The sequence below is a fragment of the Hasllibacter sp. MH4015 genome, assembly GCF_020177575.1.
Classification (GTDB): Bacteria; Pseudomonadota; Alphaproteobacteria; order Rhodobacterales; family Rhodobacteraceae; genus Gymnodinialimonas.
In genome coordinates this window covers 315,188-330,867 of record NZ_JAHTBK010000001.1, presented here as the reverse complement: position 1 = coordinate 330,867, position 15,680 = coordinate 315,188, and the positions used below count along the sequence as shown (strand labels likewise).

Below are 15,680 nucleotides of genomic sequence, written 5' to 3'. Positions count from 1 at the left end.
GGGGCCGTCCTCTACGCCGCATCGAGGGCGGGATCGTCACCCATCTTCGAACTGGTAACGCGGCGGGCATGGCTCTGATGACGATACGGTTTCTTCTCAACGGAGAACCGCAGGAGGTTTCGGCACCGCCGACCACGACCCTGCTCGACTGGCTACGGGAACGCGCGCGGCTGACCGGCACCAAGGAAGGCTGCAACGAAGGCGATTGCGGCGCCTGTACCATCATGGTGACGGATCCCGATGGCACGGCGCGCGCGCTGAACGCCTGTATCCTGTTCTTGCCGCAACTCGACGGCCGCGCGGTCCGCACCGTCGAAGGCATTGCCGCCCCCGATGGCACCCTGCATCCGGTCCAACAGGCCATGGTCGATCTTCACGGCTCCCAATGCGGGTTCTGTACGCCCGGCTTCATCGCCATGATGGCCACCGCGCATCTCAACGGGGCCACGGACCATGCCGACCAGATCGCGGGCAACCTGTGCCGCTGCACCGGCTACGCTCCGATCCTGCGCGCGGCGGAGGCGGCGGCCTCGGCCCCTATCCCCGCCCACATGCGCGCCGATGCAGAGGCGCTCTCCGTCCCCTTCCATGTGCCCGAAATATCCTCGGGGGGAGTCGCCCCCGGCGACGGGGGGCAGACAGCCCCCCCTTCTTCGCAGGACAATCCCGCCTTCATCCCCAAATCAGCCGACGCACTGGCCGCATGGTATCTCGATCACCCCGACGCCACCCTGATCGCCGGGGCCACCGATGTCGGCCTCTGGGTCACGAAACAGCACCGCGCGCTCGGCGACGTCGCGTTTCTCAACCAATGCGCCGACCTGCGCGGCATCACCTCCGACGATCAGACCATCCGCATCGGCGCCATGACCAACCTCAACGAGGTCCGCCACTTCCTCGCCTCCCGTCACCCGAGCTTCGCCGAGATGATCCGCCGTTACGGCTCCGTTCAGGTTCGCAATGCCGCCACGATCGGGGGCAATATCGCCAATGGCTCCCCCATCGGGGATACGCCGCCCGCCCTCATCGCGCTCGGTGCCACGTTGCACCTGCGAAAGGGCAACGCGCGCCGCGATCTGCCGTTGGAGGATTTCTTCATCGCCTACGGGCAGCAGGACCGCGCCAAAGGCGAATTCTTGGAGAATGTGTCGTTCCCCGTTCAGGCGGACAATCTGCGGGTCTACAAACTCTCCAAACGGTTCGATCAGGATATCTCTGCCGTTTGTGGGGCCTTCAACCTGACTGTCACGGACGGCAAAATCACCGATGCCCGCATCGCGTTCGGCGGTATGGCGGGCATCCCGGCCCGCGCCGCCCGCGTGGAGGCTGCCTTGATCGGCCAGGACCTGTCCGAGAACTCGGCCCAGGCCGCGCTGTCTGCTTTTGCCGAGGACTACACCCCGATGTCGGACATGCGCGCCAGCGCCGACTATCGGCTCCGCACCGCGCAGAACACGCTCCTGCGCTACGTGGCGGAGATGTCGGGCAAGCCCGCCTCGGTGCTGGAGGTCCGGGCATGAGCGTATACAAACCCCTGCCCCACGACGCCGCAACGCTCCATGTCACCGGTGCCGCGCGATATATCGACGATATCCCCACGCCCCCCGACTGCCTGCACCTGGCCTTCGGCCTCAGCACGGTGGCGAAAGGCACGCTCACGAATCTGGTCCTCGACCCTGTCCGTGCATCCGACGGCGTGATCGCGGTGATTGCGGGCGCCGATCTGGACAAGATCCCCGATTGCTCCCCGTCGAACCACGATGAACCGCTGCTGAGCGACCGCACGATCCACTACGCAGGCCAGCCGATCTTCCTCGTCGCGGCCTCCAGCCACCTCGCCGCCCGTCGCGCCGCCGCGAAGGCCCGGATCGAGTTCACGGAAGGCACCCCGATCCTGTCCATCGAGGAGGCCGAGGCCGCCAACAGCCGGTTCGAGGACGGGCCGCGCATCTATGCCAAGGGTGAGATCGACGCCGCCGCCGCCAAGGCCGCCCATACCGTCACCGGCAGCCTCGATATCGGCGGGCAGGAGCATTTCTACCTGGAAGGGCAATCCGCCCTTGCCCTACCCCAGGAGGGCGGGGACATGGTGGTCCATTCCTCGTCGCAGCATCCCACGGAAATCCAGCACAAGGTCGCCGATGCCCTCGGCCAGCCGATGCACTCCGTCCGCGTGGAAGTGCGGCGCATGGGCGGCGGGTTCGGCGGCAAGGAAAGCCAGGGCAACCACCTCGCCATCGCCTGCGCCCTCGTGGCCGCGCGCACCGGGCGGCCCTGCAAGATGCGCTACGACCGGGACGACGACTTCATCGTCACCGGTAAGCGCCACGATGCGCGGATCGATTATCGCGGGTATTTCGACAGCGACGGCAAGGTGCTCGGGATAGACTTCATCCAGCATATCCGCTGCGGGTGGGCCATGGACCTGAGCCTTCCCGTGGCCGATCGCGCCATGCTCCACGCCGACAACGCGTACCTTCTGCCGGCCGCGCGGATCACGTCGCATCGATGGAAGACCAACACCCAATCTGCCACGGCCTTCCGGGGCTTCGGCGGGCCGCAAGGCATGGTGGGGATCGAGCGGGTGATGGACCATGCCGCCCACCAGATGGGCCTCGATCCTCTGGAGCTTCGCCGCCGGAATTATTACCGCGCGGCGGCGCGGGATACTGGCGATGGGGGCAATTCAGCACCCGCCAGCAAGACCGGACAACCCCTCGACACCGCCGACCTCGCCGGGCGCGGATCGGTGCGGGTTTCGGGCGGCGGCGGCGGTGCAAAACGTTTCGGCGGTGCCCATTCACCCGTCGCCGGCGGGGTCGCGGCGAACACCACGCCTTACGGGATGGAGGTTGAGGATTTCATACTCCACGACCTGACCGAGCGCCTATCGGCCAGCGCCGCATACGAAAACCGCAAGTCCGCTGTGGATAAGTGGAACGCGAAAAATCCGATCCTGAAACGCGGTATCGCGCTGACCCCGGTGAAATTCGGCATATCCTTCACGCTCACCCATCTCAACCAGGCGGGCGCGCTGGTGCATGTGTATCAGGATGGCTCCATCCACATGAACCACGGCGGGACGGAGATGGGGCAAGGCCTATTCCAGAAGGTCGCGCAGGTGGCCGCAGACCGGTTCGGCGTCGACCCGGGCAGGGTCAAGATCACCGCGACCGATACCGGCAAATTGCCCAACACCTCCGCCACGGCCGCATCCTCCGGCACGGATCTCAACGGCATGGCCGTCAAGGCGGCCTGCGACACGATCCGTGACCGCATCGCGGAGGTCGTCGCCCCCGATCTGCAGGCCGAACCCGCTGCAATCGTCTTCGCCGACGGGGAGGTGCGCGCAGGCTCCGCCGCCATGAAGTTCGAGGAGGCGGTGACAAAGACCTACATGGCCCGCGTCAGCCTCAGCGCGACAGGCTTCTACAGCACGCCCAAGATCGAATGGGATCGCATCGCCGGACAGGGCCGTCCGTTCTTCTACTTCGCCTATGGCGCGGCCTGTTCAGAGGTCGTGATCGACACGCTCACGGGCGAAAACCGTATCCTGCGCACTGACATCCTGCACGATGCGGGCGCGTCCCTGAACCCTGCCCTCGACCTCGGCCAGATCGAAGGCGGTTTCGTGCAAGGGGCCGGATGGCTGACGATGGAGGAGCTGGTCTGGGACGACAATGGCGCGCTGCGCACCCATGCGCCGTCGACCTACAAGATCCCGTGCGCGTCCGACACGCCGGACATCTTCAACGTGGACCTCTGGGACGGGGCGAACCGCGAGGACACGATCTATCGCTCCAAGGCCGTGGGGGAGCCGCCTTTCATGCTCGGCATTTCCGTCTTCTCCGCCCTTGGCCATGCCTGCGCGGCGGCGGGGCCGAACTTCCCCGACCTGCAAGCCCCCGCCACGGCGGAGGCGGTGCTGGCCGCCGTGGCCCGGGCGCGCGGATGACACAGGGCGAAATCGTCGTCACTGTGGTCAAGACCCGTGGCTCCACCCCGCGCGAAATCGGGGCCAGGCTGCACGTCCGATCCGACAGCTTCGACGGCACCATCGGCGGTGGCGCGCTGGAATGGGAGGCGATGCGCATCGCCCGGCAGATGCTGGCCGATGGCACCACCGACCTGACCCGAACCTTTCCACTCGGTCCCGACCTCGGCCAATGCTGCGGCGGAGTTGTTACCTTGTCCTTTGCGACAGGCGCGCAGGCGATCGAACCGCTCGGGCCGCCCGTCTATATCTGGGGTGCGGGCCATGTCGGACGTGCGCTTGCCCGCACCATCGCCCCGTTCGAACGGATGCAGGTCACGTTGATCGACACCTCCGCCGACCGCCTGCCCGATCCACTTCCGCTCCGCGTCACCCCGCTTGTGGCCGCCGACATGCCCCGCGCCGTGCCACATACCGACCCAAACGGGATCCACTACATCGTCACGTATTCCCACGATATCGACCTGGCGCTTTGCGATGCCCTCCTGCGTCACGGGTTCGACACCTGCGGCCTGATCGGGTCGGCGACCAAATGGGCGCGCTTCCGAAAGCGCCTTGGCCAAATGGGCCACACGGACGCACAAATTTCGCGCATCCTGTGTCCGATCGGCGACCCGAGCCTCGGCAAACACCCGCAAGCCATTGCGATTGGCGTCACCGCACGGCTACTTGGTAGGCAAATGCCGCAAGAATCGGCAATTGCGCAAACGTCTGGGGGGACATGACCGCGCCACTTCTCGATATCCGCGGCCTGACCAAGGCCTATCCCGGGGTTGTCGCCAACGACGACGTGTCCTTCGCGCTGCAACCCGGCGAAGTGCACGCACTTCTGGGGGAAAACGGGGCCGGGAAATCGACGCTGGTCAAGATGATCTACGGCCTAGTGAAGCCCGATGCGGGCTCCATGGCGCTCAACGGGGCCGATTACACTCCGTCAGAGCCTCGGATGGCGCGCGGATCGGGCGTTGCGATGGTGTTTCAACACTTCTCGCTGTTCGAGGCGCTCAGCGTTGCCGAAAACATCGCCCTCGGCATGGAAGACCCGCCCAAACCCCGTGACCTCAGCGCCCGGATCGCACAGGTCAGCACCGCGTATGGCCTGCCGCTTGACCCCGAAAGCCTCGTCGGCAACCTCAGCGCCGGGGAGCGGCAGCGGGTGGAGATCATTCGCTGCCTTTTGCAAGACCCGAAACTGCTCATCATGGATGAGCCCACCTCCGTCCTGACCCCGCAGGAGGTGGAGATTCTGTTTCACACCCTGCGCAAGCTCAGCGACGAAGGCACCGCGATCCTCTACATCTCCCACAAGCTGGAGGAGATCCGGACGCTTTGCGACGCGGCCACCATCCTGCGCCTGGGCAAGGTCGTCGGCGAATGCACCCCGGCCGAAGTCTCCGCCTCCGAAATGGCGGAGATGATGGTGGGCAAGTCGCTGGCCAAGCCCGCCCGCGATGCGACCGAACCGGGCGGCGTGCTTCTGGCGACCCACAACCTATCCCTTCCCGCCGCCACCGCCTTCGCGACCTCGCTCAAGGATATCTCGCTGGAGGTGCGCGCGGGCGAGGTTCTGGGCATCGGCGGCGTGGCGGGCAACGGTCAGGATGAATTGCTGGCCGTCTTGTCGGGCGAGCGGCGGACCGCCACGGGAAACGTCACGTTCAAGGGCCGCGATATCAGCCAGAGCAGCCCGAATGCGCGACGCGCCGATGGTCTTCTTTCCGCGCCCGAAGAACGGCTGGGCCATGCCGCCGCTCCGGATATGAGCCTGACGGAAAACGCCGTCCTCACCGGCAGCCGTCGCCGGGGCCTTGCGCAGGGCGGCTTCATCTCCTGGGCCAGGGCGCGGGACTTCGCGGATGAGATCATCGCCCGCTTCGACGTCCGTACCCCCGGCAACGGAACCGCCGCGCGCGCCCTGTCCGGCGGCAACCTCCAGAAATTCGTTATCGGGCGGGAGATCATGCAAGACCCCGAGGTTCTGATCGTGAACCAGCCCACCTGGGGCGTCGATGCCTCCGCCGCCGCCGACATTCGGCAGGCGCTTCTGACCCTGGCGCAAAATGGCGCGGGCGTGATCGTCATCAGCCAGGACCTCGACGAATTGCTGGAAATCTCGGACCGTTTCTGTGCCCTCAACGAAGGCCGCCTCAGCGATCCGCGCCCCGCGCGCGGCCTCAGCATGGAGGAGATCGGCCTGATGCTCGGCGGCGCCCATGGCATGGAAGACGCCCACCCGGAGGTGCTGGCATGATCCGGCTGGAAAAACGCCCCACGCCCTCGCGCTTCTGGTCGCTGTCCACGCCCATCGTGGCGGTCATCCTGACAATGATCGCAGGCGGGTTGATGTTCAGCGCGCTGGGTCAGGACCCGTTCGAGACGATCCGCGTGATCTTCTGGGACCCCCTGTTCCATGAACGCTTCGCCAGCTTCTCCCGCCCGCAACTTCTGGTGAAGGCCGGTCCGCTGATCCTGATTGCCATCGGCCTGTCGCTGGGGTTCCGGGCCGGTGTGTGGAATATCGGGGCGGAGGGGCAGTATATCATGGGCGCGATTTTCGGCGCCGCGTTCGGGCTTGCCTTCTACCCCTCGGAATCGCCGCTCCTGTTTCCCGGCATGGTGCTGGCCGGGCTTGTCGGCGGCATCCTCTGGGCAATGATCCCAGCGCTTCTGAAGGTCTTTGCCAACACCAACGAGATCCTCGTGTCGCTCCTGCTGGTCTACGTGGCCGAAGCGATCCTGGCCTCCGCCGCGACCGGCTGGCTGCGCAATCCCGAGGGGCAGGGCTTCCCCGGCTCCCGCAACCTCAGCCGCCATCCCGGCACCGATAATCCGGAGCTTTTTGCCAATACCGGTATGCATTGGGGCGTGCTGGCCGCCTTCATCGCCGTGATCGCGGCCTATGTCCTGTTCCAGAAACACACGCTCGGCTACCAGATCAAGCTGGCGGGCCAAGCCCCCCGTGCCGCGCGCTTCGCGGGGGTCAATCCAGGCCGCCTGATCATCCTTTGCATCGGCATTTCCGGCGCGCTGGCCGGGGCCGCCGGTCTGTTCGAGGTCGCGGGACCCGCCGGTCAGATCACCATCGACTTCAACGTGGGCTACGGCTTCACCGCGATCATCGTGGCCTTCCTCGGGCGGCTCCATCCCATCGGTATCCTTCTGGCCGGCCTGCTGATGGCGCTGACCTATATCGGGGGCGAATTGGCGCAGCTGATGCTGCAAATCCCCTCGCCCGCAATTCAGGCCTTCCAGGGAATGCTGCTGTTCTTCCTCCTGGCGCTGGATGTCTTGTCGAATTACCGCATCCGCATCGGGTCGGAGGGGGTGGCATGAACGCGGTGCTGCGCGACATCCTGATCTGCCTTGGCGTGGCTGTCGTCATGCAGGTCCTGCTGCTCGGCCCGTTTCTTGCCTTGATGATCGTGACGGGAGGGGCCGTTTTTGCGGGGCCGATACTTGCCGTCATCGCAATCGGCGCATTGGCGCTGGATCACTTCGCCCTGCGCCGCGGCGGTATACGGGGCTGGCCCCTTTCGGCGGCCGCTCTGGGCCTTCTGCTCAACACCGCCTTCAATGCGATCACCGCGGGCGGAACGGCACCATGACAGGGATCGCGCCAGATATGCCGCGCGATTGGCCGTGGGTTGCCTCCAACCCCCTCCGCGCAATCCTGCACCGTCCAGCACGTGGCCAGTCTCAGCCGCCGTTCGGCGTCCCGGTTCGTTTCACCGCGTCCAGCCCAAGGCGGCGCGGCGCTTCGTCGGAGGGCATTCTTTGACCGGAACCGCGCGCAATCTCGCCTCTATCTTCCTGGTCGCGCTTGACCTGTTGGCGGGCGTGCTGATCGGCGGCATCGCGATGGGCTTCGTCATGCTCGTCCTGGCGGGCACCGGCTATGGCTGGCTCTTCGCGATCGCGCTCGTCATGGTCCTTCTGTCCACGGGCTTGGCCGACCGCCTCCTCTTGCCGCGCAAGAGCGACGAGCCCGAAGCGGCCGCGCGCCCGTGGCGCCGGGTCGCCTTCGTCATCGGCCTCGTGATCGGGGTCGCATCCGTCCTCCTTCGGTTCGACATCCTGCCAGGGGGCCTCGCACCATGATCATCGACCCGGTCACGCTCATCGTCGCGCTCATCACCATCTCCACCCCCGTTCTTCTGGCCGCCTTGGGGGAACTTGTGGTCGAAAAGGCGGGTGTCCTGAACCTCGGCGTAGAGGGCATGATGATCATGGGCGCTGTCTGCGGGTTCATCGTGGCGAACCTTACCGGTTCCCCCACGCTGGCCTTTCTGGCCGGGATGCTGGGGGCGGCGCTGCTGTCCTCGATCTTCGCGATCCTCACCCAACTCCTGATGTCCAACCAGGTCGCCACCGGACTGGCCCTGACGCTTTTCGGCCTCGGCCTCGCGGCGCTTCTGGGCGTCGGGTACGAGGGCCAGCCAATCCCCGAGGTCGCCAAACCCCTGCCCGCATCCCTGCGCGAGATCCCGGTGATCGGGCCGATCTTCCTGGGCCACGACCTTGTCACTTACATCGCGATCTTCGCGGTCTTCGGGCTTTGGTACATTCTGTGGCACACGCGCCTTGGCCTCATCATCCGCGCGGTTGGCGAAAGCCACGATGCCGCCCACGCGCTCGGCTACAAGGTGGTACGTATCCGCTTTGCCGCGATCCTGTTCGGCGGGGCGATGGCGGGTCTCGGCGGGGCCTTCCTGTCGGTGATCTACGTCGAAAACTGGGTGCAGGGGATGACGGCAGGGGCCGGCTGGATCGCGCTCGCGCTTGTGGTCTTCGCCGCATGGAAACCGGGGCGGGTGCTGTTCGGCGCATGGCTCTTCGGCGGGATCGCGGCGCTGCAACTGCGCCTTCAGGCGGCAGAGGTGGGCGTGCCCGTCGCCCTTCTGGATGCCTCCCCCTACCTCGTGACGATCATCGTGCTTGTCGTCATGTCGTCGGACCGCGCGAAGACCGCGCTCAATGCGCCCGCCGCCCTCGGCAAGACCTTCCACGCCACCGGATAACGCCCCGATGAAACGCGCCGATATCATCGACGTCCTGGACGGCACATCCCCCAGCTTCGGGCGGAGCGTGGCGCTCGTGATATACGGGCTGATCTGCGCATCCGCAATCATCATCGCGCTGGAAACCCTGCCAGACCTCAGCCCGGCCATGAACACGGCCCTCGTCACGGCAGAGATCGTGATCCTCGCGATTTTCGCGCTGGAATACATCGCGCGCCTGACCTGCTCCGCCGCGCCGATGAAATACGCCTTCAGCTTCTGGGGCATCATCGACTTCGTGGCCATCGTACCCGCCGTCCTGTTTCTCTTCCCCGATCTTACCACCGTGCGCGCCCTGCGCCTTCTGCGCATCTTGCGGCTTCTCAAGCTCTTCAAGGCCAATCGCGCGCTGGACCGGATCGGGGCGGCGATCAACCGGGTGAAGGCGGAATTCGGGATCTTCTTCTTTATCGCCGTCGTCGCCCTTTATCTGGCCGCCGTGGGCATCTACCATTTCGAACATGAGGCGCAGCCCGATGGCTTTTCCTCGATCCCCGAAAGCCTGTGGTGGGCAATTGCGACGCTCACGACCGTGGGCTACGGGGATGTGTATCCGATCACGACCGGCGGGCGGGTGTTCACCGGGCTTGTGCTGCTGATCGGGATCGGCATCGTGGCCGTACCTGCGGGCCTGATCACCGCCGCGCTGACCGAAGCCGCGCCGAAAGACGACCAGAACGACACCGAACCAAAAAACCAGATATCCAACAGAGGGGATGAAATATGAAACTCACAACTAAACTGCTCGTCAGCGCCGCGCTGGCCACGGGCCTTGCGGGCGCTGCAACCGCACAGGACGATCCGTTTCAGGTCGGCTTCATCTATATCGGCACGCCCGGTGACTACGGCTGGACCTACGAACACGACCAGGGCCGTTTGGCCGTGGAAGAAGAATTCGGCGACGCCGTGGACACCGTATTTCTCGAAAACGTCCCCGAAGGTCCCGACGCCGAGCGCGCGATCACCACGATGATCCTCGGCGGCGCGGACATGGTCTTCACCACGTCCTTCGGCTACGGCGAGGCGACCAATGCCGTCGCGGGCCAGTTCCCGGACGTCTATTTCGAACACGCGACCGGCTACCTGCGGGAGCATCCGAATGTCTCCACCTATTCCGCGCGCTTCTATGAAGGCCGCGCCGTGATCGGCCACATCGCGGGCCATATGACGGAATCGAACCTCGTGGGCTACATTGCCTCCTACCCGATCCCCGAAGTGATCCGCGGCATCAACTCCGCCTATCTCCACGCGCGGGAGGTGAACCCCGACGTCGAATTCCGCGTGGTCTGGACCTACACGTGGTTTGACCCGGCAGTCGAAGGGGACGCGGCGCAGGCCCTGATCGACGCGGGCGTGGACGTGCTGATGCAGCACACCGATTCCACCGCCCCCCAGGCCGCGGCGGAAGAGGCGGGGATCCTCAGCTTCGGCCAGGCCTCCGACATGTTCCAATTCGCGCCCCGGCCCCGGATCTCGTCCATCATCGACGATTGGGCCCCCTACTACATCCGCCGCGTGGGAGAAGCGATGGACGGCACGTGGGAGCAGTCCGATACATGGGAGGGCATCGCGGAAGGCATGGTCGCCATCGGTGAGATGACCGATGCGATCCCGGAGGAGGTGCGCGCCTCCGCCCAGCAGATGATTGATGACATCGCAGCGGGCGACTACCACCCGTTCACCGGCCCGATCAACCGCCAGGATGGCACCGCGTGGCTGGCCGATGGCGAAGTGGCAGATGACGGCACGCTGGCCGGCATGGACTTCTATGTCGAAGGCATCACGGGCGAAATTCCGAACTGACCCACCGCCCGACCTGACACCGGAACCGGCCCGCCATCCGCGCGGGCCGTTTTCATTTGCACCCCCCAACGGCCCGTGCCACGCCTTGGCCCATGACCCACGACTTCATCATCATCGGCGGCGGCATCGCGGGCACATCCGCCGCCGCGCGCCTCTCCACTCTCGGCACCGTTTGCGTGCTAGAGGCTGAAGCGGCGCTGGCCTACCACGCCTCCGGCCGCTCTGCCGCGCTTTATGAGGCGAATTACGGCCACCCCGTCACGGTCGCGCTCAGCAAGGCATCGGAGGATGATTTTCACACCCTCGACGGCGGCCTCATCTCCCCCCGTGGCCTGCTGATGCTGGCCGGACCGGGGCAGGAGGAGACGCTTGGCGCGGACATCGACACCATGGCGCTGGAGGAGATTTCGGTCGCGGATGCGCAGTCGATGGTCCCGATCCTTGATCCCGCCCATGTCCGGCGCGCGGGGCACCACAAGGCCGCGTGGGATATCGACACCGACCGCATGGTGCAATCCTTCGCCCGTACCGCCCGGCAGAACGGGGACGTCCGCACCGGCACCCCCGTCACCTCCATCACCCGCACCCAAACCGGCTGGGAGGTGACGGCAGGCGACGAAACCCTCACCGCCCGCACCCTCGTCAACGCTGCCGGGGCCTGGGCGGACCACATCGCCGGAATGGCCGGGATTTCGCCAATCGGCCTGACCCCGCTCCGCCGCTCCATCGCCCGGATGCCCGCGCCCGGCGGCCACGATGTCAGCCGCTGGCCAATGATCATCGGCGCGGGGGAATCGTGGTACGCCAAGCCCGATGCCGGGGCTTGGCTCGTCTCCCCCGCCGAGGAACACGCCGTCGACGCGCCCCACGACGCCTTTGCCGACGACATGGTGCTGGCCGAGGGCATCGCGCGCTATCAGCCCTTCGTGACGGAGGAGGTCACGCGCGTCACCTCCTCCTGGGCGGGGCTGCGGACCTTTTCGCCCGATCGCTGCCTCGTGATCGGCGCCGACCCGGCCGATCCGGCCTTCCTCTGGTCGGCGGGCCAGGGCGGCTACGGGTTCCAGACGGCCCCTGCCGCAAGTCAATTGCTGGCCGATCTCGTCTCGGGCCGCCCGTCCCACCTCGACGCGGGCACGATCGCCGCCCTCTCCCCCGCGCGCTTCGGATAGACCCAACGGAAACGTGACGGGACCGGCCCAACGTTAGGAAACCCCGAACTTGCACCCAAGCCGCAGCCGCATATGTTAACCCCGAACAACGCTTGGAGAGAGCCTTGAGTAAATTTGCCCCCGCGCTGGCGTTGAGTGCCGCGCTCGTATCCCTTCCCTTCGCCGCCGCCGCCCAGTCGCAGCTGGACCAGTTCGAAGCCCTCAGCGAACGCATGACGGAGCTGACCTATCAAGGTCTGGCCGAACAATTCCCGCAAGTGCAGGGCCTTCTGCCGTCCGCCGAATGGGATCGCCCGATGCGCCGCGCCGGGCGTTGCGCCTTGCGCGCCTACGAGGCGGAAGTGGGGGAGGCCGGCGTCGCCGCGATGCTGGCCGAGTTGGCCTCCGCTATCGGCTCCGCGCGGCCCTCCGACATGTTCGACGGCACCTTCAGCGCCGGCGTGCCCGAAGGGCTCAGCGCGCAGGACGTGCAGCGCATCAACACCGAATGCGGCGGGACGGAGCTTCAGATGCAGCGCTTGGCCGAATCCGGGGTCATGCAAGCCCTTCAGGCCCAATAGATGCGCCGCGCCCTTGCCGGGTCCGCCCTGATCCTGTCCGCAGGCCTTGCTGCACCGCTCCACGCGCAATCGACGTTCGAGCGGTTGGAGGCGGTGTCGGAAACCATGAACGCCATGATGAATGACGGCATGGTCGCGGAAATCCCGGCCCTGGACGGTCATATGCCCGACCCGGAATGGGACGACGCCCTGCGCGGTGCCTATCGCTGCATGTACGACGCCTATGTCGCGGAGGTCGGGACCGCCCCGGTGGAGGCGATGGTGGCCCAGATGGAGCAATCGCTGGAAACGCTCACCCCGGCGCAGTTGATCGAAACCGGTGCGGCGGTCGAAAACCCCGACGGCCTGTCCGACGACCGCGCCCTGGAAATCGTCGCGGAATGCGAATTGATGGACATCTTCATGGACCGCATGTCCGGCGCCATGGAGATTCTGTCCCGCCAATGACGCCGCCCGACGAAGGGGTGCCGCCGGACGCACCCAAGCGCGGACCCGACAAGGGCTATGCCGATGGCAGCTTCCCCGATGGCCGGATGAACGCCCCCGCGGCGCTGCGCAACCGCGATGCGATCACGAACGCGCTGACGCAGATCGCCCCGGCGTCGGGCCGCGCGCTGGAACTCGCGTCCGGCACCGGGCAACACGTCATCCACTTCGCCCGCGCGATGCCGGGACTGACATGGCAACCGACCGATCCCGCCGCCGACCGCCGCGCCTCCATCGTCGCCTGGCAAAGGGCGGAGCCGTCCTCGAACCTCCTGCCTCCCCTGCCGCTCGATGCCTGCACGCCGGGTTGGGCGGCGGATCACGGGCCCGCCGATCTTATCTTCGTGGCCAACCTTCTGCACCTTGTCTCCGAAGGCGAGGCCCGGATCTGCCTGACCGAAATGGCAAAGGCGCTTGCCCCCGGCGGCTGCGTCGCCATCTATGGCCCGTTCCTGCGCGATGGTGTGGCCACGTCCGAGGGCGACGCCGCCTTCGATGCGCGTATCCGCGCCGAGATGCCGGACCACGGCTACAAGGACCTCGACTGGACGCTCGGCACGCTCACCCGCGCGGGCCTTGTCCCCGATGCACCCCTGCCGATGCCCGCCAACAACCTGCTCATGGTCGCAAGAAAGCACTGATCCGCCTTGTAACGTAAGGAAACGTTTCGCTTTTCCCGGGGGCGCGGTTTATGGTCCCGCAGCCGTTCCCATCGCCCCGCGACCCCCGGCAGTGTTGACCAATGACGAAGGACCACCACGCCCGATGACCCCAGAATTTGCGCCAGAAGGCCTGTTCGCGCTGCTTGAAGGACCCGCCCTCGCGCGGCTGACGCAAACGCCCGTCCAACGCGGCGACACGCTCATCTCGGCCGATACCCCGGCGGAGGCGATGTATCTGGTGGAAACCGGCCGCTTTCGGGTGGAGCGGGACGGCGTCGATCTGGCGGAAATCGGCGCAGGCTCCGTGATCGGAGAGATTGCGTTTCTCACCGGCTCCAACAGGACCGCCGATGTCGTGGCCGCCCGTGACAGCATCGTCTACCGCATCGACCATGCCGCCTATGACCTGCTGTGCAAGGAGGTGGAGGGGTTGCCACAGGCCATGGCCGCCGAACTGGCCGACCGCCTCGCCAAGACCTCCGCCCGCGTCCGCCCCGATCCCGGCAGGCCGCCCGCGCGAACCTTTTGCATCCTGCCCGCCGCCGGCGCGCCCCTTCCCGAACGCTTCGTACCCGACTTGGCCGAGGCGATCCGCGCCCATCATTCCGTCGCGCTTGTCACCGAAGCCGCGTTTCGCGATGCCTTGGGTGACCGGGCCGACCCGACCTCACCCGAGGCAATCGCCTGGCTCAACAACCAGGAACGCAACGCCCAGATCGTTCTGTTCGTGGCCTCGCCCGAGGCGACCGATTGGTCCCGCGCCGCCCTTAAGCAGGCCGATCAGGCGATCTTCGTGGGCCAGGCGATCAATTATCAGGACCCGTCGGAGCTTGAGAGCTTCGCCCTCTCGATCCTGCCCGAAAGCCAGCGTCGGCTTGTCCTGCTTCATCCCCACCGGATGCAACGGGCGGCGGGCACCGGGCGCTGGCTCGACACCCGGCCCGTCTTCCTGCACCACCACGTTGCGCTGACGGGCGGGGACGGGGACATCTCCCGCCTCGGGCGCTTCCTGTCGGGCCGCGCCATCGGCATGGTCCTGTCGGGCGGCGGCGCGTTTGGCGTCGCCCATGTGGGCGTCTACCGCGCCATGCAGGATCTGGGCTGGCCGCTCGATATCGTGGGCGGCACGTCCGTCGGCTCCGCCATGGGCGGCGCCATCGCCCTCGGTGTCCCGGCGGAGGAGATCGGACCAAGGGTCGAACAGATCTTCGTCCGCTCCGGGGCCATGCGCCGCGTGACCGTGCCGAAATTCGCCTTCCTCGACCATAAGGTCCTCGACGCGGCCCTGATCGAGCATTTCGGCACCGACCCGATCGAGGATCTGTGGCTGCCATTCTATGCCGTGGCCGCCGACCTTTCGAACATGGAAATGGTCGTGATCCGGCGCGGTCCGTTGTGGGAGGCGATCCGCGCCTCCTCCGCCATTCCCGGTGTCCTGCCCCCCTTCTTCACGTCCGAAGGGCGGATGCTGGTTGATGGCGGCTGCATCGACAACATGCCGTTCCGCACCATGCACGGGCTCAAATCCGGGCCGAACATTGTTGTGAATGTTCAGAAAGCCACCAACAAGACAGTCCATGTCGATTACAATTCCTTGCCCGGGCGCGCCGAACTGGTGCGCCAGACGGTCATGCCCTTCGGCAAGCGGGGGCCTCGCGTGCCGGGCGTCATCTCCACCGTCATGCGGTCGCTGCTGGTGGGCCAATCGGACATGCTGGCCGATCTCGATCCGAACGACCTGATGATCCGCCCCCCCGGCCTCAAGGGCGCAGGCTTCCTCGCGTGGAACCAGCACAAGCTGTTTCACGAGATGGCCTACAAGCACGCGCAGGAGGTCTTTGCCGGTGAAGCGGGCGATCACGCGGCCCAGTTGACGGCCCTTGCCCGGGCGGCATCGGGCGACACGACGCAGACAAAAGGCGCGGCCTGAGCGGCGGGCCACTGGC

At 66.4% G+C, this 15,680-nt stretch carries 15 protein-coding genes; all 15 read left to right on the top strand.

What is annotated here, in order from left to right; genetic code table 11:
• Nucleotides 1–77: 77 nt before the first annotated feature.
• Nucleotides 78–1,520: a xanthine dehydrogenase small subunit gene (gene xdhA / locus KUW62_RS01840; protein ID WP_224817021.1), complete on the top strand. Its 1,443-nt coding sequence runs from the start codon at nt 78–80 to the stop codon at nt 1,518–1,520.
• Nucleotides 1,517–3,955: a xanthine dehydrogenase molybdopterin binding subunit gene (locus KUW62_RS01835; RefSeq protein WP_224813809.1), complete on the top strand. Its 2,439-nt coding sequence runs from the start codon at nt 1,517–1,519 to the stop codon at nt 3,953–3,955. The genes xdhA and KUW62_RS01835 overlap by 4 nt, the downstream gene beginning before the upstream one ends.
• Complete coding sequence (gene xdhC / locus KUW62_RS01830; RefSeq protein WP_224813808.1) at nt 3,952–4,719, top strand: xanthine dehydrogenase accessory protein XdhC; 768 nt, start codon at nt 3,952–3,954, stop codon at nt 4,717–4,719. Before KUW62_RS01835 ends, xdhC begins: the two co-directional genes overlap by 4 nt.
• Nucleotides 4,716–6,245, top strand: coding sequence for an ABC transporter ATP-binding protein (locus KUW62_RS01825; protein ID WP_224813807.1), 1,530 nt, complete (start codon nt 4,716–4,718; stop codon nt 6,243–6,245). The genes xdhC and KUW62_RS01825 overlap by 4 nt, the downstream gene beginning before the upstream one ends.
• Complete coding sequence (locus KUW62_RS01820) at nt 6,242–7,327, top strand: ABC transporter permease (protein WP_224813806.1); 1,086 nt, start codon at nt 6,242–6,244, stop codon at nt 7,325–7,327. The genes KUW62_RS01825 and KUW62_RS01820 overlap by 4 nt, the downstream gene beginning before the upstream one ends.
• Nucleotides 7,324–7,599, top strand: a complete 276-nt coding sequence (locus tag KUW62_RS01815) for a hypothetical protein (RefSeq protein WP_224813805.1) — start codon at nt 7,324–7,326, stop codon at nt 7,597–7,599. Before KUW62_RS01820 ends, KUW62_RS01815 begins: the two co-directional genes overlap by 4 nt.
• 169 nt (nt 7,600–7,768) lie before the next feature.
• Nucleotides 7,769–8,092 carry a hypothetical protein gene (locus tag KUW62_RS01810; protein WP_224813804.1) on the top strand — a complete coding sequence of 108 codons (324 nt, stop codon included), beginning with the start codon at nt 7,769–7,771 and terminating at the stop codon, nt 8,090–8,092.
• Complete coding sequence (locus KUW62_RS01805; protein WP_224813803.1) at nt 8,089–9,012, top strand: ABC transporter permease; 924 nt, start codon at nt 8,089–8,091, stop codon at nt 9,010–9,012. Before KUW62_RS01810 ends, KUW62_RS01805 begins: the two co-directional genes overlap by 4 nt.
• Nucleotides 9,013–9,019: 7 nt before the next feature.
• A complete protein-coding gene (locus tag KUW62_RS01800) occupies nt 9,020–9,778 on the top strand; it encodes an ion transporter (protein ID WP_224813802.1) in 759 nt (252 codons plus the stop codon).
• Complete coding sequence (locus tag KUW62_RS01795; RefSeq protein WP_224813801.1) at nt 9,775–10,854, top strand: BMP family ABC transporter substrate-binding protein; 1,080 nt, start codon at nt 9,775–9,777, stop codon at nt 10,852–10,854. Before KUW62_RS01800 ends, KUW62_RS01795 begins: the two co-directional genes overlap by 4 nt.
• Nucleotides 10,855–10,946: 92 nt before the next feature.
• Nucleotides 10,947–12,026, top strand: coding sequence for an FAD-binding oxidoreductase (locus tag KUW62_RS01790; RefSeq protein ID WP_224813800.1), 1,080 nt, complete (start codon nt 10,947–10,949; stop codon nt 12,024–12,026).
• Nucleotides 12,027–12,130: 104 nt separating this feature from the next.
• On the top strand, nt 12,131–12,586 hold the full coding sequence (locus KUW62_RS01785) for a hypothetical protein (protein ID WP_224813799.1): 456 nt from the start codon (nt 12,131–12,133) through the stop codon (nt 12,584–12,586).
• Complete coding sequence (locus KUW62_RS01780) at nt 12,587–13,033, top strand: hypothetical protein (RefSeq protein ID WP_224813798.1); 447 nt, start codon at nt 12,587–12,589, stop codon at nt 13,031–13,033.
• The gene (locus tag KUW62_RS01775; RefSeq protein ID WP_224813797.1) at nt 13,030–13,713 is read left to right on the top strand and encodes a DUF938 domain-containing protein; all 684 of its coding nucleotides are present in this window, start codon (nt 13,030–13,032) and stop codon (nt 13,711–13,713) included. Before KUW62_RS01780 ends, KUW62_RS01775 begins: the two co-directional genes overlap by 4 nt.
• 124 nt (nt 13,714–13,837) lie before the next feature.
• Nucleotides 13,838–15,664 (top strand): patatin-like phospholipase family protein, encoded by a 1,827-nt coding sequence (locus tag KUW62_RS01770; RefSeq protein WP_224813796.1) that lies wholly within the window; start codon nt 13,838–13,840, stop codon nt 15,662–15,664.
• The last annotated feature ends 16 nt before the right edge of the window (nt 15,665–15,680 follow it).